A 25,078-nucleotide genomic window follows, 5' to 3' on the forward strand; every position below is an offset into this window, starting at 1 on the left:
ATACCAACAGTATTGGGGCATATCACTGATACGCAATGTCTTTATTATCCTCGATCGTTTTACATAAGCAAATTGTAACCGCACGGGGTGACTTTCCGCCCCCAAAACGGGGGCGGAGAGGGCATTAGCGGGGGGACGGTGACAGGGAGAGCGTTGACGGAGGAGAGAAGAAAAGATCGCCAAACAGCGCGGTGGAGAGTTTGCGCACCCCGAGCCCGGCAAGGGTGCAGATAAGCAGGCTGGCAAACGGATAGACCAGAATTAAGCACAGCTCTGCCCAGACCGGCCAGTATGCGGCATTCATCTCGCCAATCAGGAACAGGCTGAAGGCCTCAATGAGGATGCGGTGGGTGGTATAGATCGCAATGGTGTTTGAGCCAATCACATTCAGCAGATTGTTGGGATGCACGGCGTAACGCTGCTCAATACTGTAGAAAAGTTTCATGATCAACACAATCGACAGCAGGGAAAGCAGGAGAGGAACGTTAGCAAACCACAGCACCACGGAGACGGCGGCGAACGCGCCTGTCGCCAGCCACGTGCGGCGCAGGTTAAAACTTTTCATCCACGCCATCAGCTCTGCGCCATACCACGCTCCGAGGCTGTAGTAGATCATGTTGCGAACAACGCTGTTCATTCCCCACCACGGCAACGGCAGGAAGTTGATCGCGACGCTCGCCAGTGCCAGCAGCCCGAGAACCGGTAGCTTCCAGCGGCTCAGCAGTTTACACAGCGTGAAGTAGACGACCAGAGCATACAGATACCACAGGCTGGTGCTGGCGGTGAGCATACCGCGTACAAATCCTGAGAGGGAATCGGCGTAGGCCGCGTTCGAGGAGGTGGCAAGCTCACGGTCGGGCGCCAGCCAGGCATTCAGGTGGGTCAATGCCTGCCATTGCAGAATCCCCCACAGGACCAGAACCCAGACAATGCTCCAGATCCGTTTGTCGAGACTGGTTCGCCAGTTCACCTCATCGATATAACGACGGATCAGATAGCCGGAGATAAAGAAGAATACCGGCATGCGGAATGGGGCGAGGTAGAGATTAAAATAGACCCAACATTTCGCGAGAAGGCCGGATAGCGGGTGTTGCAGCCCGCTCAGGTGCGGATAAAAGGTGATGACCGAATGATAGATAACCACCAGGCAGATACACAGCCCTTTTATCTGGTTAATCCATAATGCTTTTTGCTTCATTGTTCGCGACTACCTTAAATTGCCATAAACGAACGAGCAATTGTTGTGAAATGAAACCGGGATGTAACGGGTAACAGTCTGTATCAGGAGGTTTTTCGGAAAAGGTGGAGGTTGCGAGGCGACAATTCAGACAATAGCACGCTGATTTATCTGAATTTTTCAGAAAAATGATTACCAAAGCTTACGGTTTCAGTCATTTACGCTTAACGGATTCGCTTATATACTCGTGGGTCTGCTATCAGCAAACAGACGGATTTCATGTATCAACCTGTCGCACTCTTCATAGGCTTACGTTACATGCGTGGGCGCGCCGCGGACCGCTTCGGTCGCTTTGTCTCCTGGCTTTCGACTATTGGCATTACGCTCGGCGTGATGGCACTGGTGACGGTCCTTTCCGTCATGAATGGCTTCGAGCGCGAGCTGCAAAACAACATCCTGGGGCTGATGCCGCAGGCCGTTCTCTCCTCCACCAACGGTTCGCTGAACCCGCAACAGCTGCCGGAAAGTGCGGCGAAGTTACAGGGTGTCACGCGCGTTGCGCCGTTAACAACCGGCGACGTGGTGCTGCAAAGCGCCCGCAGCGTGGCGGTCGGCGTCATGCTGGGTATTGACCCTGCACAAAACGATCCGCTGACCCCGTACCTGGTTAACGTGAAGCAGACCGATCTGGCCGCCGGAAAATACAACGTTATTCTGGGTGAGCAGCTTGCCGGCCAGCTTGGCGTCAACCGTGGCGACCAGCTGCGTGTGATGGTGCCCTCTGCCAGTCAGTTTACGCCGATGGGGCGCCTGCCAAGCCAGCGCCTGTTTAACGTAATTGGTACCTTTGCCGCCAACAGCGAAGTCGATGGTTATCAGATGCTGGTTAACATTCAGGATGCTTCGCGCCTGATGCGTTACCCGGCAGGGAACATCACGGGCTGGCGCCTGTGGCTCGACGCGCCGCTGAAGGTTGATACCCTCAGCCAGCAAAAACTGCCGGACGGCACCAAATGGCAGGACTGGCGCGAACGTAAAGGCGAACTGTTCCAGGCCGTGCGTATGGAAAAAAACATGATGGGGCTGCTGTTGAGCCTGATCGTGGCCGTGGCCGCTTTTAACATCATCACTTCGCTGGGTCTGATGGTGATGGAAAAGCAGGGCGAGGTCGCCATCCTGCAAACCCAGGGGCTCACGCCGCGCCAGATCATGGCGGTCTTTATGGTGCAGGGTGCCAGCGCCGGGATTATCGGCGCGCTGCTGGGGGCAGGGCTCGGCGCATTGCTTGCCAGCCAGCTTAATAATTTAATGCCGATCATCGGCGCGCTGCTTGATGGCGCGGCGCTGCCGGTGGCTATCGAGCCGCTGCAGGTTATCGGTATTGCGCTGGCCGCGATGGCCATTGCGCTGCTTTCGACGCTTTATCCTTCCTGGCGCGCTGCCGCCACTCAACCCGCTGAGGCTTTACGTTATGAATAAGATCCTGTTGCAATGCGACAACCTGTCCAAACGCTATCAGGAAGGCGCTGTGCAGACCGACGTGCTGCACAATGTGAGCTTTAGCGTGGGCGAAGGCGAGATGATGGCGATTGTCGGCAGCTCCGGCTCGGGCAAAAGTACGCTGCTGCACCTGCTGGGCGGGCTGGATACCCCAACCAGCGGCGACGTGATTTTTTCCGGCCAGCCGATGAGCAAAATGTCCTCAGCGGCGAAGGCCGAGCTGCGTAATCGCGAGCTGGGCTTTATCTACCAGTTCCACCACCTGCTGCCGGATTTCACGGCGCTGGAAAACGTGGCGATGCCGTTGCTGATTGGCAAAAAGAAACCGGCAGAAATTAACGCCCGCGCCAGCGACATGCTGAACGCAGTAGGGCTGGGTCACCGTGGCAATCACCGTCCGTCGGAGCTTTCCGGCGGCGAACGTCAGCGCGTGGCCATTGCCCGTGCGTTGGTCAACAACCCGCGTCTGGTACTGGCGGATGAACCGACCGGTAACCTGGATGCGCGTAATGCGGACAGTATTTTCCAGCTTTTGGGTGAACTTAACGCCTCGCAGGGCACCGCGTTTCTGGTGGTCACCCACGATCTGCAGCTGGCAAAACGCATGGGGCGCCAGCTTGAAATGCGCGACGGTCATCTGAATGCAGAACTGACCCTGATGGGAGCGGAGTAATGGCTTCACCGTTATCGTTACTCATCGGGTTACGCTTTAGCCGCGGTCGCCGTCGCGGCGGCATGGTGTCGCTCATCTCCGTCATCTCGACCATCGGAATTGCGCTGGGCGTGGCGGTGTTGATTGTCGGCCTGAGCGCCATGAACGGCTTCGAGCGCGAACTGAATAACCGCATTCTGGCGGTGGTACCGCACGGGGAAATCGAGCCGGTTAACCAGCCCTGGACCCACTGGAGCGATGCGCTCAACAAAGTAGAGAAAGTCCCGGGCATCGCTGCTGCCGCGCCCTATATCAACTTTACCGGGCTGGTGGAGAGCGGGGTAAACCTGCGTGCCATCCAGGTGAAAGGGGTGAACCCCGCCCAGGAAGAACGCCTGAGCGCGTTGCCGAAATATGTGCAGAACGGCGCGTGGGCAAACTTTAAGGCCGGCGAGCAGCAGATCATCATGGGCAAAGGCGTTGCAGATGCCCTGAAGGTGAAGCAGGGCGACTGGGTGTCGATCATGATCCCGAACGCCAGCGCCGATCACAAATTGCAGCAGCCGAAACGCGTGCGCCTGCACGTCACCGGTATTCTTCAGCTGAGCGGTCAGCTTGACCATAGCTTTGCGATGGTGCCGATGGAAGATGCGCGGCAGTATCTCGACATGGGCGACAGTGTGACGGGCATTGCCATTAAGGTGAACGACGTCTTTAATGCCAACAAACTGGTACGCGACGCGGGCAGCGTGACCAATAACTATGTTTACATCAAAAGCTGGATCGGCACTTACGGGTATATGTACCGTGATATCCAGATGATCCGCGCGATTATGTATCTGGCGATGGTGCTGGTGATTGGCGTCGCGTGCTTTAATATCGTCTCGACGCTGGTGATGGCAGTCAAGGACAAGAGCGGTGACATTGCCGTGCTGAGAACGCTTGGGGCGAAAGACGGTCTTATTCGCGCCATCTTCGTCTGGTACGGTTTGCTGGCAGGATTGTTCGGCAGCCTGTGTGGCGTGGTGATTGGCGTGGTGGTTTCCCTGCAGTTGACGCCAATTATCAACGGCATTGAAAAGCTTATTGGTCACCAGTTCCTGTCGGGTGATATCTATTTTATTGACTTCCTGCCGTCTGAATTGCACTGGCTGGACGTTTTTTATGTGCTGGTTACAGCACTTTTACTGAGTCTGCTGGCAAGCTGGTATCCGGCGCGTCGCGCAAGCCGAATTGATCCGGCGAGGGTATTAAGTGGCCAGTAATTACGTCATGATCTAGCGGCTTTTGGGCCGCCAGGTCAAAAAGAGGAATGCACTATGTATTATGGATTTGATATTGGCGGCACTAAGATTGCGCTCGGCGTATTTGATAAAGACCTCAGGCTGCAGTGGGAAACGCGCGTTCCCACGCCGCGCGAGAGCTACGACGAATTTTTAACCGCCATTGCCGCGCTGGTGGCGCAAGCAGATGAACGCTTTGGCGTCAAAGGCAGCGTCGGCATTGGTATTCCGGGCATGCCCGAAACCGACGACGGCACGCTGTATGCCGCCAACGTACCTGCTGCCAGCGGCAAAGCGCTGCGCGCCGATCTCTCTGCCCGCCTTGAACGCGACGTGCGTTTAGATAACGATGCCAACTGTTTTGCGCTCTCTGAAGCCTGGGATGATGAATTCCGTCAGTATCCATTGGTCATGGGACTGATCCTCGGCACGGGCGTCGGCGGAGGGATAGTGATCAACGGTAAGCCCATCACCGGGCGTAGCTATATCACCGGTGAGTTCGGCCATATCCGCTTGCCGGTGGATGCCCTGGACGTTGTCGGGCGTGAGTTTCCGCTGACCCGCTGCGGCTGCGGCCAGCACGGCTGTATTGAGAACTACCTCTCCGGCCGCGGGTTTGCATGGCTTTACGAACACTTCTATCATCAGAAACTTGAGGCCCCTCAAATCATTACCTTGTGGGAGCAAGGGGATGCGCAGGCGCGAGAGCACGTTGAGCGCTATCTGGATCTGCTGGCGGTATGTCTGGGAAATATTCTCACTATCGTCGACCCGGATCTGCTGGTGATTGGGGGAGGGTTGTCAAACTTCACTGCGATTACGGAACAGTTGTCCGGGCGTTTGCCCCGACATTTATTGCCGGTTGCACGCGTGCCGCGTATTGAACGTGCGCGACACGGGGACGCAGGAGGCATGCGCGGAGCCGCATTCCTTCATCTCACCGATTAGTTTACGAGGTTTCTATGCTGTCGCGTCGCCAGGGTCGACTCAGCCGTTTTCGCAAAAACAAACGCCGCTTACGTGAGCGCTTGCGTCAGCGGATCTTTTTCAGAGACAGAATGATGCCAGAAGCGATGGATAAACCCAGAGTGGTGGTGCTGACCGGGGCGGGGATCTCCGCTGAGTCAGGAATTCGAACCTTCCGCGCGGCGGACGGACTGTGGGAAGAACACCGCGTGGAGGATGTCGCCACGCCGGAAGGTTTTGCCCGCGATCCGGATCTCGTGCAGGCGTTTTACAACGCCCGCCGTCGCCAGCTGCAGCAGCCTGAGATTGCGCCCAATCCGGCGCATCTGGCGCTGGCGAAGCTGGAAGAGGCGCTGGGGGATCGTTTCCTGCTGGTGACGCAGAATATCGACAACCTGCATGAGCGAGCCGGTAACAAAAACATCATCCACATGCACGGTGAGTTGCTCAAAGTTCGCTGTGCCTGGAGCGGCCAGGTGCTGGACTGGAAAGAGGACGTGCTGCCAGAAGACAAATGTCACTGCTGTCAGTTCCCCGCACGCCTGCGCCCGCACGTGGTGTGGTTCGGCGAGATGCCCCTGGGGATGGATGATATCTACAGCGCGCTGGCGATGGCGGACGTGTTTATCGCCATTGGTACATCCGGCCATGTTTACCCGGCGGCGGGGTTTGTTCACGAAGCGCGACTGCACGGCGCCCATACGGTTGAGCTCAATCTGGAGCCAAGCCAGGTGGGCAGCGAGTTTGAAGAGAAACACTACGGTCTGGCAAGCGCGGTCGTCCCGGAATTTGTCGACAAGCTGCTGAAAGGGCTGTAGCGGCAATGGTGTAAAAAGGCACCCGTCCTGCGGGTGCCTGACGATTTACGAATGAAAGAACGCCAGCGTCTTCTCCAGCGATTTAGCCTGCTCGTCCAGTGAGAGCGCCGCGGCTGAGATCTGCTGCACCAGAGAGGCGTTCTGCTGGGTTGTGCTGTCCATCTGATTCACGGCGGTGCTGACCTGGCTAATCCCCCGATTTTGCTCGTCCAGCGCCTGAACGATATCGTTGATCACCAGATGCACATGCGACACTGCCTCGATAACCTGTTTCATCATCACGCCGGTTTCATTGACCAGCTCAACGCCTTTGTTGACGCGGCCAGACGATTCGGCAATGAGCTGAGAAATCTCTTTTGCTGCGTTAGCGCTCCGCTGGGCCAGGTTACGGACTTCACCGGCCACCACCGCAAAACCGCGTCCCTGCTCACCCGCCCGTGCGGCTTCTACGGCAGCGTTTAGCGCCAGGATATTGGTCTGGAAGGCAATGCCATCGACAATGCTGTTGATCTCACCGATCTTACGCGCGCTGTCATCAATCTCGCCGATCACCGTGACAACGTCGTTCACCAGCGTTTCGCCATGTCCGGCGAGGCTGGCGGCGCGGTCGGTCAGCGTGGTCGCTTTGTGCGCATTGTCGGCATTATTCTTCACCGTGGCCGAAATCTCTTCCATGCTGGCCGCGGTTTCCACAATCGCTGCTGCCTGCTCCTCGGTTCGCGAGGCAAGGTCAAGGTTACCTGCCGAAATCTCGCTGGTGCCACCCCGCACGGAATGGCTGGCATCGCTGATGTTGTCGACGATGCGTTTGAGCTGCATCTGCATGGTGTGCAGGGCGTAAAAAATACTGCGAGTATCTCCCGCGCGCACCGGAATTGTATTGTTCAGCTCCCCGCGGGCGACGGCCAGGGCAATTCCGGCGGCGTCAGAAGGTTCGCCACCCACCGGTCGGTCAACTTTACGCGTAAAGATTTGCGCCATGACCAGGCTCACCACTACGATACTGAGCACCATAAGGACAATGGCTTTCAGCAAAAATGCACGCGCCTCGGCCATCACCTCACTGACCGGAGTGACGATGGCCAGCTTCCACGGCGTCTGGCTGTTACCAATTGCAATATCCTGCCAGATAATAAATGCCTCCTCCTTCAGCAGTGGATCGTTTTCCCGGATGACATCATGGCCCGTTATCTTTCCCGCGTAAGGTTTTCCGGTGGCCAGTTTGTCCGGGCTGAATACCACTTTATTTTCCGCTGAGAGGAGCAGGGCATAGCCAGTCCCGTTCCACGGCTTTATTGCCCCAGTCATGGCTTGCAGCGTGGCGAGTGAAAAGTCAGAGGTGACCGATCCCAGAAACTTACCGTCAGCCATAATGGGGGCGGCAATGGAGGTAAGCATGACGTCTACGCCATTGTAGGGGTAGATATAGGGTTCGATGATCACCTCTTTTTGCCGTTGCTTCGGCAGCAGGTAATAATCGCCGCTGCCGGGTGTTTCCAGGTCCGTCAGCAGGTGCAGTGCGGGTTTGCCAGAGGCATCGCGGTCGACATAGCGGGCATAGCGTCCGGCAGGATCCTCTCCGCTCTGTCCGGCAAAGGCGGCATCCTGATGGTCAAACGCGTTGGGCTCAAAAGCCATCGACATGGAGAGAAACTGCGGGTGGGCCGCAAGATAATGGATCAGCAGTTGGTTGAGACTTTGGCGATCGGAGATGCCCGCATCCCGCAGCGCCAGGGCACTGTTGCCCATATCCCTGGCGGCAGCCAGCGCGGAATCCATCTCCTTACTGACCTGCAAAGACTGCACCTCAGCAATCTGGCGGATATGTTTTTTGGCCAGACTGTCCTGCTGCGCCATCCACTGCCACATCATAAAACCAATCGTGGCGGTAAAGCCTACCGTCACGGTGAGAAAAATGGACAATAGCATTAACGTTTTGACGCTCATTTTTGATCTTCGGACCTTGGCGTTTTGCATTCTTATCTCCCGTAATCGTGTGCGTGTCGGTCAGGCACATATTACTTATCGGATATATCACTCTCTTTCTGTAGAGTACCGGGAGTATTTAATTTAAATTCTGAGAATATAAACCCTGTTAATTAGTGTGGATGCTTTTATTTTGTGCATTCAATCAAAATAGTGCTCGATAATGCTCGTTATCGTCGTGTAGAAAGAGGATGCTAATAAATATTAAGTGGTAGAGGAGGATGGGATATGTACGGATTTATCGCCAGACAACCCATTTTTAACCCGGAGATGAAGACGGTCGCCTATGAACTGCTCTTCAGAGAGGGAATGACAAACCGTTTTCCGGATGTCTCGGCGGAATATGCGACATCCAGAATGATATCAGATCAGTTTTTATGTGTACCCGCGCAACGGATCGCCGGGGAGCACACGTCGTTTATTAATTTTCCCTCCCGGATGGTCATCGACCGGAGCGGAGAAGCGCTCGATAAAGAGAGCGTGGTCATTGAGATACTGGAAGATGCGGTTCCGGGGGCTGAGCTGTTGCAGGCCGTTAGAGAGATGAATGCGCACGGCTACCACTTCGCGCTCGATGATTTCACCCTCGCTCCGGAATGGGATGCGTTTTTACCTTATATTTCGGTTCTGAAATTCGATATCAGAAATTATACCTTAGCGCAAATTAAACAGTATCTGGCATCGCGTAAGAACGAGACCGCACATATAAAATATCTCGCTGAAAAAATTGAGACTAAAGAGGAATTTATTCGATTCAGAGATGAAGGATTTTCTCTGTTTCAGGGTTATTTTTTCTGCCGTCCGGAGATGATTAAATATAAACGTTTATCGCAAAATCAGCTTGCGATTTTCCGCCTGCAAATGGAAATCGGACGTAATAAACCTGATTATCGCATTATCGAATCGCTGATAAAAAGTGATCTCACCCTCTCCTGGAAAATTATGCGCTACATGAAGCACACGGCATTTAAACATGTTGGTGCCTGTAATTTCAGCAAGTTAACCCTGAGTGAGGTACTCCGCTATCTTGGGGAGAATCAGCTGAGACGGTTCGTTGCCGTCGTGGTCCTGGCGAGTGCGGACAATGACACCGTCAGCGAGCTTTATCCGTTGAGCATGATGCGTGGGAAATTCTGCGAATTGATCGCAGAGGCGATAAACGAACCGACGCTGGCTGAAAATGCTTTTCTGTGCGGCCTGTTCTCGCTGCTGGATACTCTCCTTGAACTGCCGATGACCGAGTTGATGAAGCAGATTGCGGTGCCGCAGAGCGTGAGCAACGCACTGTGCCATCAGGAGGGGCAGCTAGCTGATATGATCGCACTCTGTCGTTACTACGAGCAGCAGCAGTGGGAGGAGGCGACAAGACTGAGTCACGCACTGGGGCTGTCGGATGATGATGTGGTCGAGGCGATGAGAAGGGCTACGATTTGGGCTGGCGAGAATGCGGCCAGTTAATGCTTCCTCACGCCGTTCGCACGGCGTGAGGAATAGCGCGATGCCGTTTATCGGCCCGCTTTAAGTTTCTGGTAATACTCTTCGTAGAGGCGGCTGGCGTCACCAACGTCGTTCTGCCATTCCCCTTTACTGATGGTGTCGGCCTCCGGATAGAGTGACTTATCGTTAGCCACTTCAGGCTTCAGCAGCTTGCGTGCCGCGAGGTTCGGTGTCGGGTAGCCAATCGTTTCGGCAACCTGCTTCGCCACGTCCGGGCGCAGCAGGAAGTTAATCAGCTTCAGCGCACCCTCCACGTTTTTGGCATTGGCAGGGATCGCGAGGCTATCCATCCAGAAGATCCCGCCTTCTTTTGGCCACACTACCTCCAGCGGCGTACCGGCCTGACGGGCAACATATGCGGAGCCGTTCCACACCATGCCCAGATTAACTTCGCCTTCCATATACGGGTTTGCCGGGTTATCAGAGTTAAATGCCGCCACGTTAGGCATCAACTTTTTCAGCTCGTTATAGGCCGCTTCAATCTCTTTTGGGTCCGTTGTATTGCCGGAGTAGCCGAGCTTACGCAGCGCTACCTGGAACACTTCGCGCGCGTCGTCGGTTAACAGCAGGCTGCCTTTGTATTCCGGTTTCCACAGATCGGCCCAGCTTGTAACGGTTTTCGGATCGATAGCCTCGCTGTTGACACCAATTGCGGTTGCGCCCCAGATGTAAGGAATGGAGTAGTCGTTATTCGGGTCAAACGGCTTATTGAGCATCTCCGGATCGAGATTGTTGAAGTGAGTGAGCTTCGTTTTATCGATCTTCTGAATCATGCCCTCTTTGCGCATTTTGTCGACAAAGTAGGTAGACGGCACCACCAGATCATATGCGCCGTCCTTGTAGGTTTTGAGCTTGGCATACATGGTTTCATTCGACTCGTAGGTCGAGTAGATGACCTTGATGCCCGTCTCTTTCGTAAACTGTTCCAGCAGGCCCGGTGGCACATACTCGGTCCAGTTATAGAAGTAGAGCGTTTTACCGTCATCAGCGTGCGCGGCACCCATGCCAAGTACCAGTGCCGCAGCGGCGAGCATTTTTTTCATTTCATTGTCCCCTGAGATTTTGTTTTATCACGAGCAATAATCTGGCTGGCAATCACCAGAACCAGCGAAAACACCAACAGAATGGTCGCCAGCGCGTTCACTTCAGGTGAGACGCCGACTTTGACCATCGAATAGATCTTCAGTGGCAGGATTTCGTAACTCGGCCCGGTCACGAACGAAGAAACAACCACGTCATCCATCGACAGCGTAAAGCTGAGTAGCCATCCTGCGGCTACCGCGGGCATCGCCAGCGGCAGAATGATTTTGCGCAGGATGGTCATCTCGCTGGCCCCCAGATCTTTCGCCGCCTCAAGCATACGCACGTCAAACCCTTTCAGACGTGCAAAGACGGTAACCACCACAAACGGAAGGCAGAAGGTGATGTGGGAAAACAGCAGCGACCAGAAGCCAAGCTGAATGCCCAGCAGCATAAACAGCACCAGCAGCGAAATCGCCATCACGATATCCGGCGACATCATTACCACAAACAGCATGCCGCTGACGAACGGCTTACCGCGAAAGCGATAGCGGTACAATGCCACCGCGGTGAGGGAACCGATCAGCGTGGCGAAGGTGGCGGAGAAAATCGCCATCGTCAGCGAGTGCTGAGCGGCCTGCAACAGACTGTCATTATTCATAAGCAGGCTGTACCAGTTGGTGGTAAAGCCCTGCCAGTTGATGCCGAAGCGTGAACTGTTAAACGAATTCACGATCAAAATGATAATCGGAATATAAAGGTAAGCGTAAATGGCGGTCATAAAACCGCCGCGAAGCAGTCGACCGATCATTCGAGTTCCACCTTCTTATTCAGCAACCGTGAGGCGCGCCAGTAGACCAGCAGCATCAGCCCCATTACCACCGTCAGCGTAATGCTGGTCGCGGATCCGAACGGCCAGTCGCGGATGTTCAGGAACTGGCTCTTGATCACGTTACCAATCAGCAGGTTTTTTGCCCCGCCCATGAGATCTGAAACGTAGAACAGCCCCATTGCCGGGAGCATCACCAGCAGACAACCGGCGATAATGCCGGGCATGGTCAGTGGAATGATAATGCGGATAAAGGTTTGCAGCTTGTTAGCACCCAGATCTTTTGCCGCTTCCAGCAGCGGTTTATCGAGCTTCTCGATGCTGGAGTAGAGCGGCATCACCATAAACGGCAGCAGAATATAGACAAGGCCAATAACCACCGCACCCGGAGTAAACATGATGCGTACAGGGGTATCAATCACCCCCAGCCACAGCAGAAACGCGTTGAGGTAGCCTTTGGTGCTCAGGAAGATTTTTAACCCGTAGATGCGAATCAGCGAGTTGGTCCAGAACGGCACAATCAACAGAAACAGCAACAGCGGGCGCACCTTTTGTGGCAGTCCGGCCAGGAACCATGCGAAAGGATACCCCAGTAGCAGGCAGGCGACGGTAGCAATCAGCGCCATATTCAGCGAGTGCAGAAGCACGTCAAAATAGAGCGGGTCGAGCAGGCGCGCGTAGTTATCCAGCGTAAAGACCAGCTTAACGAAGTGGGCATCGTCGCGGGTCAGAAAGCTGGTGGCGATGATCATCAGGTTGGGTAAAAAGACAAATAACACAAGCCAACCGACGATAGTGGTAATCACCACCTTCTGGAATTTACTTGTGTTCTTCATCAGCCAGTACAACCTCCCAGCTTTCTACCCAGTTGATAACCATTTTCTGGTCGAGAGAGTGGTCGAAGTCAGGATCGTCCTCGTTAAAGAATTCGCTGACCATTACCATTTTGCCATTTTCCAGTTCGACGACGGACTCCAGCGTCATCCCTTTGTAATTGCGCTCGCGGATATAGCCGATAAGCCCTTCGGCTTCGGTATTACCGTGAATTTCATCGACACGCAGATCTTCAGGACGCAGCAGGACGTTGAGTTTTTGTCCCTTCTCGACGGCGAAGTTCACGGTGATATTGCATTCACGTCCTTCCACGTTCGCGCGCACGCGCCGATCGTCCAGACGTTCAATCACCGTGGCATTAAAGATATTGATTTCGCCAATGAAGCTGGCGACAAACAGGTTTTTCGGCTCTTCGTAAATTTCACGCGGCGTGCCGTCCTGCTCTATTTTGCCATCGCGCATCACCACAATACGGTCTGACATGGTCAGCGCCTCTTCCTGGTCGTGGGTGACGAAGACGAAGGTGATGCCAAGCTTGCGCTGTAGCGCCTTCAGCTCGTTCTGCATCTGCTTGCGCAGTTTGTAGTCCAGCGCGGAAAGCGACTCATCTAAAAGAAGCAGGCGCGGTTTATTGACCACGGCGCGGGCAATGGCCACGCGCTGCTGCTGACCGCCGGAGAGCTGGTGGGGTTTTCGCTGAGCAAACTCGTCCAGCTGCACCATCCGCAGGGCTTCCGTGACGCGCGGGGGGATCTCGCTGGCCGGCGTTTTTTGCATCCGCAGGCCAAACGCCACGTTCTCAAACACGGTCATGTGAGGGAACAGGGCATAGCTCTGAAAGACGGTATTGACGTGGCGATCTTCGGCAGGAACCTGGGTTATGTCCTGGTTCTCAAGATGGATGTGGCCATTATCGACGCTTTCCAGCCCGGCGATAAGGCGCAGTACGGTTGTCTTGCCGCAGCCGGAGGGGCCAAGCAGCGTAAGAAACTCGCCGTCATTGATGGTCAGATTGAGGTCGGAAATGACCTCTTTGCCATCAAAACTTTTACGAATTCGTTCAAGTTGCACCAGCGGTGAACGAGAACGGGGTTGTGTATTCAATTTTTGCACTGTCCCATATAGACGCCTCAGGCAGCAGGCCGAAGCGGGGTTTGTGTGTAACCACCTTGGTGACTCGTAATGAGGGCGGACATTCTACGGCAAACCTCGGGAATCGCCAATCCTTGTCACTGATTCATAAGCTACATTTACTAACGCAGAACGATATAAACGGAAAATATTCTCGTTTGCGGGATAAAAGTGACCTGACGCAATATTTGCGTTTTGATGCTTATTGATAATGTTGTCACAAAAAGTGAGGGTGACTGCATGGATAAATTACTTGAGCGTTTTTTACAGTACGTTTCGCTGGATACCCAATCTAAACCGGGTGTCCGCCAGGTGCCAAGCACCGAAGGCCAGTGGAAGTTATTAAACCTGCTTAAAGAGCAGCTCGACGCCATGGGGCTGGTTAACGTCACGTTAAGCGAAAAGGGCACTGTGATGGGCACGCTGCCGGCGAATGTCCCGGGTGATATCCCGGCGATTGGCTTTATCTCCCATGTCGACACCTCTCCGGATTTTAGCGGTAAACATGTGAACCCGCAGATTGTTGAAAACTACCGCGGCGGTGATATTGCGCTGGGCATTGGCGACGAAGTGCTCTCTCCCGTGATGTTCCCGGTCCTGCACCAGTTGCTCGGTCAGACGCTCATCACCACCGACGGGAAAACGCTGCTGGGCGCGGATGATAAGGCGGGGATCGCGGAGATCATGACGGCGCTGGCGGTGCTGAAAGGCAAAAACATTCCGCACGGGGATATCCGGGTTGCTTTCACGCCGGACGAAGAGGTGGGGAAAGGCGCGAAACATTTCGATGTGGAGGCTTTTAACGCGCAGTGGGCCTACACCGTCGATGGCGGTGGCGTGGGCGAGCTGGAGTATGAAAACTTTAACGCCGCTTCGGTGACCATTAAAATTGTCGGGAACAACGTTCACCCCGGCTCAGCCAAAGGGGTGATGGTGAATGCGCTGTCGCTGGCGTCGCGTATTCATGCTGAAGTCCCCGCGCAAGAGAGCCCGGAGATGACAGACGGGTATGAAGGTTTCTATCACCTGACCAGCATTAAGGGCACCGTGGATAGCGCCCAGATGCACTACATCGTGCGCGATTTTGACCGTAAAGCCTTTGAAGCGCGCAAGCGTAAGATGATGGAGATCGCCAAAAAGGTAGGCAAAGGGCTGCATCCTGACTGCTACATTGAACTCATCATCGAAGACAGCTATTACAATATGCGTGAGAAGGTGATGGCGCATCCGCACATAATTGATATCGCCCGGCAGGCAATGCGCGACTGCGATATTGAACCGATCTTAAAACCGATTCGTGGCGGTACCGACGGTTCGCAGCTGTCATTTATGGGATTGCCGTGCCCGAACCTGTTTACCGGTGGCTACAACTACCACGGCAAGCATGAGTTTGTGACGCTGGAAGGAATGGAAAAAGCGGTGAAGGTGATTGTGCGCATAGCGGAGTTAACCGCGAAGCGGTGAGACATTGCCGGGTGGCGCTGCGCTTACCGGGCCTACGATCGAAATGTAGGCCGGGTAAGGCGAAGCCGCCACCCGGCATTCAGGCAAGGAGCCCCCATGTCAAACTATCGTCGCCACTATATTCCCGGCGGCACCTGGTTTTTCACCGTTAACCTTCAAAACCGCCAGAGCGATTTGCTTACCCGCCATATCGACAGCTTACGTGCTGCAACCTTAACGGTTAAACGTGCGAAACCCTTCACCATTAACGCCTGGGTTATTCTCCCTGAACATATGCACTGTATCTGGACCTTACCGGAAGGAGACAGTGACTTTTCGGCACGCTGGCGTGATATCAAAAAAACGTTCAGTCGTAACATCGACATGCGTCATATCTGGCAGCCGCGTTTCTGGGAGCACACCATTCGAAACGAAGAGGATTACCGGCGGCATTTGGATTACATCTACATCAATCCGATGAAGCATGGGTATGTCAGAAAGGTTATCGACTGGCCGTTTTCAACGTTTCATCGCGATATTCACGAGGGATTATATCCTGCCGATTGGGCAGGTGAGATCGAGGAGTTTGCGGCGGGGGAGCGGAAGTGACATTGCCCGGTGGCGCTGCGCTTACCGGGTCTACGATCGGAATGTAGGCCGGGTAAGGCGAAGCCGCCACCCGGCACATCTCAAGACTCAATCCTCAAAAAACCAATACCCGCTGTTAACCAGCGCGGCCAGCATGGCGAGGAATGAGGGATCTTCCAGCGCATCGCCAAAGGTTTCAGCAGTCAGAACCATATGGCTGGCAATCGCTTCCAGTGCAGGACGGTGCGGGGAATCCAGCTTCTCGCCATTGACGAAGACCTCTTCACCGATGCGCAGCACGCGCAACCCGCCCAGACGAACCAGCTTGTCGCCCTGCTGAAGGGCATCATAAATCTCGTCAGCCTGATAAGGCGGCTCCGGAGGCGCCACGTCCAGCTCGTGGCGGGACTGGCTAATAAACTCGCCAAACCACTGTCTGAAATGTTCCGGCTCGTTGATCAGATCCAGCATCATACCGCGCAGCTTGTCCAGCTCTGCTGGCAGAATATCTGCCGGATGTTCGCGCGCAGGCACATCCGGATCGCTGTAGCGATAGCTGCCCAGCTCGCGCTGCAGAACATAGTCGGCAAAGCCGCTGATCATCTCGCGACCGCTTGGTGCGCGGAACCCAACCGAGTAGTTGAGCGAGTTTTCCAGGGAGTAACCCTCATGCGGGAACCCAGGCGGAATGTAGAGAATATCGCCTGGCTCCAGCTCTTCATCAATAATCCCTTCAAACGGATCCACCTGAAGCAGGTCCGGATGCGGACAGTGCTGTTTCATCGGTACTTTCTCGCCCACGCGCCAGCGGCGGCGACCCGTACCCTGAATAATAAACACGTCGTACTGGTCCAGGTGCGGACCCACGCCGCCACCCGGAACGGAGAAGGAGATCATCAGATCGTCCATCCGCCAGTCGGGCAGGGCGCGGAACGGGCGCATTAGCGCGGCAGTGGGTTCGTGCCAGTGGTTGACGGCCTGCACCAGCAGGGACCAGTTGTTTTCTCCGAGATGATCATAGCTTTCGAAAGGACCGTGACTGACCTGCCATTTCCCGTCCTGGTGACTGACCAGGCGGCTGTCGACTTCGTTTTCCATGGCCAGACCGGCCAGTTCGTCAGGCGAGATAGGGTCGACAAAGTTGCTGAACCCACGTTTCAGAACCACCGGGCGTTTTTGCCAGTAACGTTCAATAAACTCGGGCCAGTTAAGCGTTAAGTGATAATCCATATTTTTTTATTCCGCAGGTTCTTACTGACACGGATTATAACGGAAGCTCAGCCCCCCGGCTGCGAGATCCTCGCATTTTTCATATAACGGGTTAACTATCGTTCGATGTGGGCTGCTGGCGACCAAAAATCACTTCCATTCTGGCGCCGCCCAGCAAACTTTCGCTGGTTTCAATTTTTCCATCGTACTGGTCGACAATTTCACGTGCGACGGCTAACCCCACCCCCTGACCGGGGCGCAGCGTATCGGCGCGCTGGCCGCGATCGAACACCACATCACGTTTATTGCGCGGGATCCCCGGGCCATCATCTTCAACGATAATATGTAACTCGTTATCCGTCTGACGCGCAGACACTTCCACAAACTCCAGGCAGTATTTACAGGCGTTATCCAGCAGGTTGCCCATGACTTCCATGAAGTCATTCTTTTCGCCGACAAAGCTTATCTCAGGCGAGATATCGAGGCTGATGTTCACCCCTTTACGCTGGTACACCTTGTTGAGGGCGGACGTAAGATTATCGAGCAGCGGTGCCACCGGGTGCAGCTCGCGGCTCAGAAGCGCGCTGCCGGAACGCATACTGGCGCGGTGCAGGTAATAGCCAATCTGCTGTGAGATTCGACTGATCTGCTCCAGCATCACCGGCTCGGCATCATCAACGCTCAGCTTTGAACTGCGCATTGAACGCAGGGTACTTTGCATCACGGCCAGCGGTGTTTTCAGGCTGTGAGTGAGGTCAGTCAGGGTTGTACGGTACTTATCATAGCGTTCGCGTTCACTTTTCAGCAGGCGGTTGAGATTACGTACCAGACTTGTCAGCTCACGGGTGGTTTCCGGATTGAGTTTTTCGCGATGGTGTTCCTCAAGCTCGCGCACCTCTCGCGCCAGGGATTCAATGGGGCGCAAGCTCCACCACGCCGCCACCCAAAGCAGCGGGATTACCAGCAGCAGGTTAGCGGCCAGAACATAAACGAACCAGCTCCAGACCCTGTAGGAGCGCTTGAGCTCGACAGGAATGGTGTCGATCACCACAATAGTCAACTGCGGCATGTTCATCGTCGCCGGGTAGATATTAATCGCCACGGAGTGCGTCATCTCCGTTTCGGCATCATCCTCGCGGATTTCATTGAGTTTCTGCTGCATAGAGCGATCTTCGCGAATCAGCGAGCTGGTGGTGTTAAGATCGGCTTCTATCTCATGAAAACCATTGGTTTTAAGCCACTCCGGACGAATGCTTTTAACCAGCCACGGGATATCTCTTTGCGCCCACAGCAACTTCCCTTTTTCGTTGTAAATCAGGGCTAAAGTAGGGCTCTGTTGATTCAGGTTCTCGGGCATTTCAACGCTGATACGGTTGTTTTCCCATTTCGCCAGAGTGTAAAACAGATTACTTTCGCCACGTAACAGTCGAAAAGTCGTTTTATCGAAGCTGACGCTGTAACCCACCAGGGCGACCATACCGTAGGAGAGCGACAGCACCAGCACCACTGCGGCCGTTGCCAGCAAAAAACGAACCCGCAGTGAGAGGGGCAGAATATGGCGCAAAATCTGTCTCATTTAGCGTAATTCAAACAGGTAGCCCTGGCCGCGGACGGTTGTGATCACATCCTGCGGGTACTGCGCCTGAATTTTCTTACGCAAACGCCCCATCAGCACATCAATAGTATGGCTCTCGCGCAGCTCCGCGTCCGGGTAGAGCTGGAGCATTAAGGAGTCTTTGCTCACAACCTTGCCACTGTTACGGATCAGCGTTTCCATGATGGTGTATTCGAAAGCGGTCAGCTTGATCACTTCATTGTTAATCGAGAGCTCGCGTCGGGAGAGATCCACCTGGAAAGGCGGAATGGAGATAACCTGTGAAGCCAGCCCGCTGTTGCGGCGTAATAGCGCCTGCATGCGCGCGGCCACTTCTTCAATATGGAACGGCTTGGTGACGTAATCATCCGCACCGGCGCTGAGCACTTCAACTTTGTCCTGCCAGCCCTCGCGGGCGGTCAGAACCAGCACCGGGAGAGAAACATCATGGCTGCGCCAGCGACGAATTAACGACAGACCGTCTTCATCAGGCAAGCCTAAATCGACAATGGCGATATCCGGCAGATGTTCATTGAGATAATAATCGGCTTCTTTTGCATCTTCAGCATCGTCCACCTGATGTCCCATCTCCTGAAGCTGAACCTTCAGGTGGTGGCGTAGCAATGCGTTATCCTCAACAACCAGTACGCGCATCATCTTTTCTCCCAGAATATGTAGTACGAATAGTTTAACGCTGATTATGTTGCCGTGGGGATAAACATTCAGTAAACCGGGGAAAAGCAACCCCCTTTCCGGGCGGAAAGGGGGGAAGGGGTGTTACTTCAGCTCGTCGACCATGGTAATGGCGCGGCCAATGTAGTTCGCCGGCGTCATGGCTTTCAGGCGCGTTTTCTCTTCTTCTGGCAGTGCCAGACCGTCAATAAACTGTTTCATGCCTTCAGCATCTACACGCTTGCCGCGAGTCAGCTCTTTCAGTTTTTCATACGGCTTTTCGATGCCGTAGCGACGCATCACGGTCTGAATCGGCTCCGCCAGCACTTCCCAGTTGTGATCCAGTTCGTCCAGCAGACGATCGCGGTTCACTTCCAGTTTGCTCACGCCTTTCAGGGTGGACTGGTACGCGATCAGCGCGTAGCCAATACCCACGCCCAGGTTACGCAGTACGGTGGAATCGGTCAGGTCACGCTGCCAGCGGGATACCGGCAGTTTGCTCGCCATATGCTGCAGCACGGCATTCGCCAGGCCCAGGTTGCCTTCGGAGTTTTCGAAGTCAATTGGGTTCACTTTATGCGGCATGGTGGAAGAACCAATTTCACCGGCGATGGTTTTCTGCTTGAAGTGGTTCAGCGCAATGTAGCCCCACACGTCACGATCGAAGTCGATCAGAATGGTGTTGAAGCGCGCGATGCAGTCAAACAGCTCAGCGATATAGTCGTGCGGTTCAATCTGCGTGGTATACGGGTTCCACTGAATACCCAGGGAGGTGACAAACTCTTCGCTGAACTGGTGCCAGTCCACTTCCGGGTAAGCGGCGATGTGGGCATTGTAGTTACCGACTGCACCGTTGATTTTGCCAAGAATTTCAACCTGTTCCAGTTGGCGGTACTGGCGCTCCATGCGGTACGCCACGTTCGCCATCTCTTTACCCATGGTGGAAGGGGTGGCTGGCTGGCCGTGAGTACGGGAAAGCAGCGGAATGTCGCGGTATTCCACGGAGAGCGCTTTCACCGCGTCGATGATCTTACGCCAGTAAGGCAGCACAACCTCTTTACGCGCGGTAGAGAGCATCAGCGCGTGAGACAGGTTGTTGATATCTTCAGAGGTACAGGCGAAGTGAATGAACTCTGACACCGCGTGCAGGGCAGGGACGCTTTCCACTTTCTCTTTCAGGAAGTACTCAACCGCTTTCACGTCGTGGTTGGTGGTGCGTTCAATGGTCTTAATGCGCGCGGCATCTTCTTCGCTAAACTCAGCAACGATTTTATCAAGGTAATCGTTTGCCTTTTCGTCAAAAGCAGGAACTTCCTTGATTGCTGCCTGGGCGGCCAGCTTCTGCAGCCAGCGTACTTCAACCTGAACACGGAACTTCAGCAAACCATATTCGCTGAAGATCCCGCGCAGCGCGCTGACTTTATCGCCGTAGCGTCCATCGACAGGGGATACGGCGGTCAGTGAGGATAATTCCATAATTCGCAACTCCGGGAGGTTAACAATGAGCAAGAATTTGTTTTGCCTGAGTGGTCAGGCGATTACGAGAAAACATTAACTGCAGACGGCCACCGCCAACCTGATGCCACAGCACGGCGGCGCGGATCCCTGCCAGCAGGGACGCACGTACTTTTGCCTGCACCTGCGGGCTTTGCAGCACGGCAGGGGATCCGGTGACCTGAATACGTGGGCCCAGCGGGCTGATGACATCAACGTAAATACCGGCCATCGCGCTCAGCAGCGTTTCGGATTGCAGATCAAAATGGTCGAGTTGACGCTGGAGCCCGCCGATACGATCGCCCAGGGTATTGAGCGCGCCTTTCGCCGCGCTCAACTTACGCTCAAGTACCATCAGGCTTAAGGTGTAGCGGGTCAGTTCTGCGTTTAACCCTTGACGACTACTGGCGTTAAGTACGCCAAGCAGGGTTTCAAGACCGAGACGAAGATTGGTTTCACTCCCACCAAATACACCCAGAGTTGAACCGGGGTTAAGGTCGATAACGCTGTTGAGTGAAACGTGCAGGGCATCGGCATCGCAATGACCCTGATGCGCCAGCTGTTGCACCAGACGGGCAGACTGGCAAATTCCTGCCAGCGCCAGGGTGATGTCGTAGTAGTTCTTCGCCACATGGTCTCCTTTATGTGTGCACTCTGTTAAACAGCGGGCAGCGGCAGGCGCTGTTCAATGATCCCGCCGCCCAGGCAGATTTCGCCGCTGTAGAAGACAGCAGACTGACCTGGGGTGACGGCGGCAACCGGCTCGTCAAAACGCACGTCAATGCGATCGTCATCGAGCGCGGTAACGGTGCAAGGAATATCGGTCTGACGGTAGCGCGTTTTCACCGTGCAGCGCAGCGTGCCTTTCAGCGGCTCGCGATCGACCCAGTGCAGCTGTTGCGCGATAAGGCCAACGGACATCAGACGCGGATGGTCGTGCCCCTGGGCGACAACCAGAATATTGTTTTCGACATCTTTGTCGACCACATACCACGGATCTTCGCTGCCATCTTTGGTTCCACCGATACCCAGACCTTTGCGCTGGCCTAAAGTATGGTACATCAGCCCCTGGTGCTGGCCGATCTCATCGCCATCAACGGTGACAATTTTACCCGGCTGTGCAGGCAGGTAGCGGCCAAGGAAATCACGGAATTTGCGCTCACCGATGAAGCAGATGCCGGTAGAGTCCTTTTTCTTTGCGGTGATCAGGTCCAGCTCTTCCGCGATTTTACGTACCTGCGGCTTTTCCAGCTCGCCAACCGGGAACAGGCTCTGGGCGATCTGTTCGTGGCTCAGGGTATAAAGGAAGTAGCTCTGATCTTTGTTGCCGTCCAGGCCGCGCAGCAGCTGGCTTTTGCCATTCACATCTGCACGACGCACGTAGTGGCCGGTCGCAATGTAGTCTGCGCCCAGATCTTCCGCAGCGAATTCCAGGAAGGCTTTAAATTTGATCTCTTTGTTGCACAGAATATCCGGGTTCGGGGTGCGCCCCGCTTTGTACTCTTCCAGGAACAGTTCAAAGACGTTATCCCAGTATTCTGCAGCAAAGTTAACGGTGTGCAGTTCAATGCCGAGCTTATCGCACACGGCCTGCGCATCGGCGAGATCCGCAGCGGCAGTGCAGTATTCCTCGCCATCATCTTCCTCCCAGTTCTTCATGAACAGGCCCTCCACCTTATAGCCCTGTTGCTGTAACAGGTAGGCGGAAACGGAGGAATCGACACCGCCGGACATGCCGACGATCACTTTTTTCTGGCTGTTATCTGACATGGAATACTCACGACATTGAACTTCAAGGCGGCGTATTCTATCACGCCCCCCCACCATTGGCACCCTCTGTAAACGGCCAGTTAAATGCGCCGATGACTTCCAGCGGTAAGCGGCCAGCAGACTGCCAGCAGCGAATGCTTTCCGCAACCAGCGGCGAGCGCAGGTTTGGCGCGTTAAGGATCTCCTCGGCAGTCACCCACAGGCAGCGGTCGATATCGTCATCCTGCGGCTCTGTGGCGCACATTTCGCTAAGCTCGACGGCAAACAAGAAGCGCAGGAACGGGGTGCTATCGGGCGCAATCCACTGATGCAGTCGGATAAAGTGCTGGGGTTCAGCGTGTATGCCGGTCTCTTCCCACAGCTCGCGTTTTGCTGCCTGCAGTAAGGTCTCATTGGCTTCAAGGTGCCCGGCTGGCTGGTTCCACAGCGCTTTACCGTTAATGCTCTCTTCGACTACAAGGAATTTACCCTGGGCGTGGACCACGCAGGCGACCGTAACATGAGGTTTAAACATAGTGACTCCTTAAGCGGTAACGTCTCGCCATTCACCGTTTGCCAGCGTTTCCAGGGTGTAGCTGCCCATGGCGTAGCGAATCAGACGCAGAGTAGGGAAGCCGACGTGAGCGGTCATGCGCCGAACCTGACGGTTGCGGCCTTCATAAAGGGTGATTTTAAGCCAGCTTGTCGGAATAGATTTACGTTCGCGGATGGGCGGATTGCGCGGCCATAGCCACTTCGGCTCATCCACGCGTTCAATACCTGCAGGCAGGGTTGGGCCATCGTTCAGCGTTACGCCACGGCGTAATTTCTCCAGCGTTTCTTCATCCGGTTCGCCTTCGACCTGCACGAAGTAAATTTTGCCCGTGCGTTTTCCCGGCTGTGTGAGCTTTGCCTGCAGAGCGCCGTCGTTGGTTAAAACTAAAAGTCCTTCGCTGTCCCGGTCCAGACGCCCGGCGGCGTAAACGCCCTGAACGGGAATGTAATCCTTCAGCGTGCTGCGTCCGGCCTCATCGGTGAACTGCGGCAAAACATCGTAGGGTTTATTGAACAAAATAACCCGCTTCGGCTGGGTTTCTTGCGGTCTTCTGGCGGCTTGTCGCGAGCTGAATCGCTCAACCCGGTGTTTTGTAAAAGAAGTTTTCTTCATGGTATTTTCAGGCGTTATCAATTGCCGCATTATAGCCTAATAACGAAGACCTTTCATGGCGCAGGACATTCAGGTACTATCGAAGGGCTCATTACAATTTATTAACATAAGATCAGTAACAACCAGAAGCGCTCGAAGGAGAGGTTAATGGAAAGCAAAGTAGTTGTTCCGGCGGAAGGTAAAAAGATCACCCTGCAAAACGGCAAGATTAACGTTCCTCACAATCCGATTATCCCGTTCATTGAAGGTGACGGTATCGGTGTAGACGTTACCCCGGCAATGCTGAAAGTGGTTGATGCCGCTGTTGAGAAAGCCTACAAAGGCGAGCGTAAAATTTCCTGGATGGAAATTTACACCGGTGAGAAATCGACTCAAGTTTATGGCCAGGACGTCTGGCTGCCAGCAGAAACGCTGGACCTGATCCGCGACTACCGCGTTGCTATCAAAGGCCCATTGACCACCCCAGTCGGCGGCGGTATCCGCTCCCTGAACGTGGCACTGCGTCAGGAGCTGGACCTGTACGTCTGTCTGCGTCCGGTGCGTTACTATCAGGGCACCCCAAGCCCGGTTAAGCACCCTGAACTGACCGATATGGTTATCTTCCGCGAAAACTCAGAAGACATCTACGCGGGCATCGAGTGGAAAGCAGACTCTGCAGACGCAGAAAAAGTGATTAAATTCCTGCGCGAAGAGATGGGCGTGAAGAAAATTCGCTTCCCTGAACATTGTGGTATCGGCATCAAGCCATGCTCCGAAGAAGGGACTAAACGTCTGGTGCGCGCAGCTATCGAATACGCGATCACCAACGACCGTGACTCTGTGACTCTGGTTCACAAAGGCAACATCATGAAGTTCACCGAAGGTGCCTTCAAAGACTGGGGTTACCAGTTGGCGAAAGAAGAGTTCGGCGGTGAGCTGATCGACGGTGGCCCGTGGCAGAAGATTAAGAACCCGAACACCGGCAAAGAGATCATCGTTAAAGATGTGATCGCCGATGCGTTCCTGCAGCAGATCCTGCTGCGTCCTGCTGAATACGACGTGATTGCCTGTATGAACCTGAACGGTGACTACATCTCTGACGCCCTGGCAGCACAGGTTGGCGGTATCGGAATCGCCCCTGGTGCAAACATCGGTGACGAGTGCGCTCTGTTCGAGGCGACCCACGGTACTGCTCCTAAATATGCAGGTCAGGACAAAGTGAACCCAGGCTCTATCATCCTGTCCGCAGAGATGATGCTGCGTCATATGGAATGGTTCGAAGCCGCAGACCTGATCGTTAAAGGTATGGAAGGCGCGATCAACGCCAAAACCGTAACTTACGATTTCGAACGTCTGATGGAAGGCGCTAAACTGCTGAAATGTTCAGAGTTTGGCGACGCGATCATCGCGAACATGTAATCCAGACTCTGGGTTAAACAAGAGCGGGGGCCTGAGGGTTCCCGTTTTTTTTGCCTCTGCCTGCAGGAAA

At 54.6% G+C, this 25,078-nt stretch carries 23 protein-coding genes; 9 read left to right on the forward strand and 14 right to left on the reverse strand.

The genetic code is table 11. From position 1 onward, the window contains the following. Positions 1-124 precede the first annotated feature (124 nt). On the reverse strand, positions 125-1,198 hold the full coding sequence (locus G0034_RS08505; protein ID WP_032636981.1) for an acyltransferase family protein: 1,074 nt from the start codon (positions 1,196-1,198) through the stop codon (positions 125-127). A 258-nt stretch (positions 1,199-1,456) separates the two neighbouring features. Here G0034_RS08505 and lolC point away from each other — a divergent pair, with 258 nt between their 5' ends. Genes lolC through cobB form a run of 5 tightly spaced genes read left to right on the forward strand, consistent with a single transcriptional unit; the run spans position 1,457 to position 6,396 of the window. Next, positions 1,457-2,656 (forward strand): lipoprotein-releasing ABC transporter permease subunit LolC, encoded by a 1,200-nt coding sequence (lolC, locus tag G0034_RS08510; protein WP_014883405.1) that lies wholly within the window; start codon positions 1,457-1,459, stop codon positions 2,654-2,656. Further along, a complete protein-coding gene (gene lolD / locus G0034_RS08515) occupies positions 2,649-3,350 on the forward strand; it encodes a lipoprotein-releasing ABC transporter ATP-binding protein LolD (protein WP_023332716.1) in 702 nt (233 codons plus the stop codon). Before lolC ends, lolD begins: the two co-directional genes overlap by 8 nt. Next, positions 3,350-4,594, forward strand: coding sequence for a lipoprotein-releasing ABC transporter permease subunit LolE (lolE, locus tag G0034_RS08520; protein WP_014883407.1), 1,245 nt, complete (start codon positions 3,350-3,352; stop codon positions 4,592-4,594). The genes lolD and lolE overlap by 1 nt, the downstream gene beginning before the upstream one ends. Positions 4,595-4,648: 54 nt before the next feature. Further along, positions 4,649-5,560, forward strand: a complete 912-nt coding sequence (nagK, locus tag G0034_RS08525) for an N-acetylglucosamine kinase (RefSeq protein WP_023332717.1) — start codon at positions 4,649-4,651, stop codon at positions 5,558-5,560. 14 nt (positions 5,561-5,574) lie between these two features. Then, the gene (gene cobB, locus G0034_RS08530) at positions 5,575-6,396 is read left to right on the forward strand and encodes a Sir2 family NAD+-dependent deacetylase (RefSeq protein WP_014883409.1); all 822 of its coding nucleotides are present in this window, start codon (positions 5,575-5,577) and stop codon (positions 6,394-6,396) included. A 45-nt stretch (positions 6,397-6,441) separates the two neighbouring features. On the opposite strand, the gene G0034_RS08535 is transcribed toward cobB, so the two are convergent. Further along, positions 6,442-8,373, reverse strand: a complete 1,932-nt coding sequence (locus tag G0034_RS08535) for a methyl-accepting chemotaxis protein (RefSeq protein ID WP_023332718.1) — start codon at positions 8,371-8,373, stop codon at positions 6,442-6,444. Positions 8,374-8,610: 237 nt separating this feature from the next. Here G0034_RS08535 and G0034_RS08540 point away from each other — a divergent pair, with 237 nt between their 5' ends. Continuing rightward, positions 8,611-9,840 (forward strand): EAL and HDOD domain-containing protein, encoded by a 1,230-nt coding sequence (locus G0034_RS08540; RefSeq protein ID WP_014883411.1) that lies wholly within the window; start codon positions 8,611-8,613, stop codon positions 9,838-9,840. Positions 9,841-9,887: 47 nt separating this feature from the next. Here the strand turns inward: G0034_RS08540 and potD are convergent, their stop codons facing one another. The 4 genes from potD to potA are packed head-to-tail and all read right to left on the reverse strand — an operon-like array spanning position 9,888 to position 13,696. Further along, positions 9,888-10,922 (reverse strand): spermidine/putrescine ABC transporter substrate-binding protein PotD, encoded by a 1,035-nt coding sequence (gene potD / locus G0034_RS08545; protein WP_059372002.1) that lies wholly within the window; start codon positions 10,920-10,922, stop codon positions 9,888-9,890. After that, positions 10,919-11,710 (reverse strand): spermidine/putrescine ABC transporter permease PotC, encoded by a 792-nt coding sequence (potC, locus tag G0034_RS08550; protein ID WP_014883413.1) that lies wholly within the window; start codon positions 11,708-11,710, stop codon positions 10,919-10,921. The genes potD and potC overlap by 4 nt, the downstream gene beginning before the upstream one ends. Next, positions 11,707-12,564: a spermidine/putrescine ABC transporter permease PotB gene (gene potB / locus G0034_RS08555; RefSeq protein ID WP_047027471.1), complete on the reverse strand. Its 858-nt coding sequence runs from the start codon at positions 12,562-12,564 to the stop codon at positions 11,707-11,709. The genes potC and potB overlap by 4 nt, the downstream gene beginning before the upstream one ends. Beyond that, the gene (gene potA, locus G0034_RS08560; RefSeq protein ID WP_198923270.1) at positions 12,548-13,696 is read right to left on the reverse strand and encodes a spermidine/putrescine ABC transporter ATP-binding protein PotA; all 1,149 of its coding nucleotides are present in this window, start codon (positions 13,694-13,696) and stop codon (positions 12,548-12,550) included. The genes potB and potA overlap by 17 nt, the downstream gene beginning before the upstream one ends. A 237-nt stretch (positions 13,697-13,933) precedes the next feature. Between potA and pepT the strand changes: the two genes are divergently transcribed. Both pepT and G0034_RS08570 read left to right on the forward strand, forming a co-directional pair. Continuing rightward, positions 13,934-15,157, forward strand: a complete 1,224-nt coding sequence (gene pepT / locus G0034_RS08565; RefSeq protein ID WP_014883416.1) for a peptidase T — start codon at positions 13,934-13,936, stop codon at positions 15,155-15,157. 96 nt (positions 15,158-15,253) lie between these two features. Continuing rightward, positions 15,254-15,745, forward strand: a complete 492-nt coding sequence (locus tag G0034_RS08570; RefSeq protein WP_047344176.1) for an REP-associated tyrosine transposase — start codon at positions 15,254-15,256, stop codon at positions 15,743-15,745. A gap of 87 nt (positions 15,746-15,832) precedes the next feature. Here the strand turns inward: G0034_RS08570 and G0034_RS08575 are convergent, their stop codons facing one another. The 8 genes from G0034_RS08575 to rluE all read right to left on the reverse strand — a co-directional run bounded on the left by G0034_RS08575 (position 15,833) and on the right by rluE (position 23,640). Further along, positions 15,833-16,954, reverse strand: a complete 1,122-nt coding sequence (locus G0034_RS08575; RefSeq protein ID WP_014883418.1) for a ribosomal protein uL16 3-hydroxylase — start codon at positions 16,952-16,954, stop codon at positions 15,833-15,835. Positions 16,955-17,045: 91 nt separating this feature from the next. Continuing rightward, on the reverse strand, positions 17,046-18,509 hold the full coding sequence (phoQ, locus tag G0034_RS08580; protein WP_014883419.1) for a two-component system sensor histidine kinase PhoQ: 1,464 nt from the start codon (positions 18,507-18,509) through the stop codon (positions 17,046-17,048). Continuing rightward, on the reverse strand, positions 18,510-19,181 hold the full coding sequence (phoP, locus tag G0034_RS08585; RefSeq protein WP_014883420.1) for a two-component system response regulator PhoP: 672 nt from the start codon (positions 19,179-19,181) through the stop codon (positions 18,510-18,512). A 123-nt stretch (positions 19,182-19,304) separates the two neighbouring features. Then, complete coding sequence (purB, locus tag G0034_RS08590) at positions 19,305-20,675, reverse strand: adenylosuccinate lyase (protein ID WP_014883421.1); 1,371 nt, start codon at positions 20,673-20,675, stop codon at positions 19,305-19,307. 19 nt (positions 20,676-20,694) lie between these two features. Further along, a complete protein-coding gene (gene hflD, locus G0034_RS08595; protein WP_014883422.1) occupies positions 20,695-21,324 on the reverse strand; it encodes a high frequency lysogenization protein HflD in 630 nt (209 codons plus the stop codon). Between the two features lie 26 nt (positions 21,325-21,350). Next, positions 21,351-22,463 carry a tRNA 2-thiouridine(34) synthase MnmA gene (gene mnmA, locus G0034_RS08600; RefSeq protein WP_014883423.1) on the reverse strand — a complete coding sequence of 371 codons (1,113 nt, stop codon included), beginning with the start codon at positions 22,461-22,463 and terminating at the stop codon, positions 21,351-21,353. A 40-nt stretch (positions 22,464-22,503) separates the two neighbouring features. Then, on the reverse strand, positions 22,504-22,977 hold the full coding sequence (locus G0034_RS08605; protein ID WP_014883424.1) for an NUDIX hydrolase: 474 nt from the start codon (positions 22,975-22,977) through the stop codon (positions 22,504-22,506). 9 nt (positions 22,978-22,986) lie between these two features. Beyond that, positions 22,987-23,640 carry a 23S rRNA pseudouridine(2457) synthase RluE gene (gene rluE, locus G0034_RS08610; protein WP_087529560.1) on the reverse strand — a complete coding sequence of 218 codons (654 nt, stop codon included), beginning with the start codon at positions 23,638-23,640 and terminating at the stop codon, positions 22,987-22,989. A 117-nt stretch (positions 23,641-23,757) separates the two neighbouring features. Between rluE and icd the strand changes: the two genes are divergently transcribed. Next, positions 23,758-25,008, forward strand: coding sequence for an NADP-dependent isocitrate dehydrogenase (gene icd, locus G0034_RS08615; RefSeq protein ID WP_014883426.1), 1,251 nt, complete (start codon positions 23,758-23,760; stop codon positions 25,006-25,008). Positions 25,009-25,078: the final 70 nt, after the last annotated feature.

The organism is Enterobacter sp. T2 (assembly GCF_010692925.1).
GTDB lineage: Bacteria > Pseudomonadota > Gammaproteobacteria > Enterobacterales > Enterobacteriaceae > Enterobacter > Enterobacter kobei.

What these genes read in the sequence shown, in the direction of transcription:
- lolE (WP_014883407.1), top strand. Translation starts at nt 3,350, where the DNA reads ATGGCTTCACCGTTATCGTTACTCATCGGGTTACGCTTTAGCCGCGGT.
- cobB (WP_014883409.1), top strand. Translation starts at nt 5,575, where the DNA reads ATGCTGTCGCGTCGCCAGGGTCGACTCAGCCGTTTTCGCAAAAACAAA.
- potD (WP_059372002.1), bottom strand. Translation starts at nt 10,922, where the DNA reads ATGAAAAAAATGCTCGCCGCTGCGGCACTGGTACTTGGCATGGGTGCC.
- G0034_RS08575 (WP_014883418.1), bottom strand. Translation starts at nt 16,954, where the DNA reads ATGGATTATCACTTAACGCTTAACTGGCCCGAGTTTATTGAACGTTAC.
- G0034_RS08535 (WP_023332718.1), bottom strand. Translation starts at nt 8,373, where the DNA reads ATGCAAAACGCCAAGGTCCGAAGATCAAAAATGAGCGTCAAAACGTTA.
- pepT (WP_014883416.1), top strand. Translation starts at nt 13,934, where the DNA reads ATGGATAAATTACTTGAGCGTTTTTTACAGTACGTTTCGCTGGATACC.
- G0034_RS08605 (WP_014883424.1), bottom strand. Translation starts at nt 22,977, where the DNA reads ATGTTTAAACCTCATGTTACGGTCGCCTGCGTGGTCCACGCCCAGGGT.
- lolD (WP_023332716.1), top strand. Translation starts at nt 2,649, where the DNA reads ATGAATAAGATCCTGTTGCAATGCGACAACCTGTCCAAACGCTATCAG.
- nagK (WP_023332717.1), top strand. Translation starts at nt 4,649, where the DNA reads ATGTATTATGGATTTGATATTGGCGGCACTAAGATTGCGCTCGGCGTA.
- rluE (WP_087529560.1), bottom strand. Translation starts at nt 23,640, where the DNA reads ATGCGGCAATTGATAACGCCTGAAAATACCATGAAGAAAACTTCTTTT.
- G0034_RS08505 (WP_032636981.1), bottom strand. Translation starts at nt 1,198, where the DNA reads ATGAAGCAAAAAGCATTATGGATTAACCAGATAAAAGGGCTGTGTATC.
- potB (WP_047027471.1), bottom strand. Translation starts at nt 12,564, where the DNA reads ATGAAGAACACAAGTAAATTCCAGAAGGTGGTGATTACCACTATCGTC.
- icd (WP_014883426.1), top strand. Translation starts at nt 23,758, where the DNA reads ATGGAAAGCAAAGTAGTTGTTCCGGCGGAAGGTAAAAAGATCACCCTG.
- G0034_RS08540 (WP_014883411.1), top strand. Translation starts at nt 8,611, where the DNA reads ATGTACGGATTTATCGCCAGACAACCCATTTTTAACCCGGAGATGAAG.
- phoQ (WP_014883419.1), bottom strand. Translation starts at nt 18,509, where the DNA reads ATGAGACAGATTTTGCGCCATATTCTGCCCCTCTCACTGCGGGTTCGT.
- mnmA (WP_014883423.1), bottom strand. Translation starts at nt 22,463, where the DNA reads ATGTCAGATAACAGCCAGAAAAAAGTGATCGTCGGCATGTCCGGCGGT.
- potC (WP_014883413.1), bottom strand. Translation starts at nt 11,710, where the DNA reads ATGATCGGTCGACTGCTTCGCGGCGGTTTTATGACCGCCATTTACGCT.
- phoP (WP_014883420.1), bottom strand. Translation starts at nt 19,181, where the DNA reads ATGCGCGTACTGGTTGTTGAGGATAACGCATTGCTACGCCACCACCTG.
- lolC (WP_014883405.1), top strand. Translation starts at nt 1,457, where the DNA reads ATGTATCAACCTGTCGCACTCTTCATAGGCTTACGTTACATGCGTGGG.
- purB (WP_014883421.1), bottom strand. Translation starts at nt 20,675, where the DNA reads ATGGAATTATCCTCACTGACCGCCGTATCCCCTGTCGATGGACGCTAC.
- G0034_RS08570 (WP_047344176.1), top strand. Translation starts at nt 15,254, where the DNA reads ATGTCAAACTATCGTCGCCACTATATTCCCGGCGGCACCTGGTTTTTC.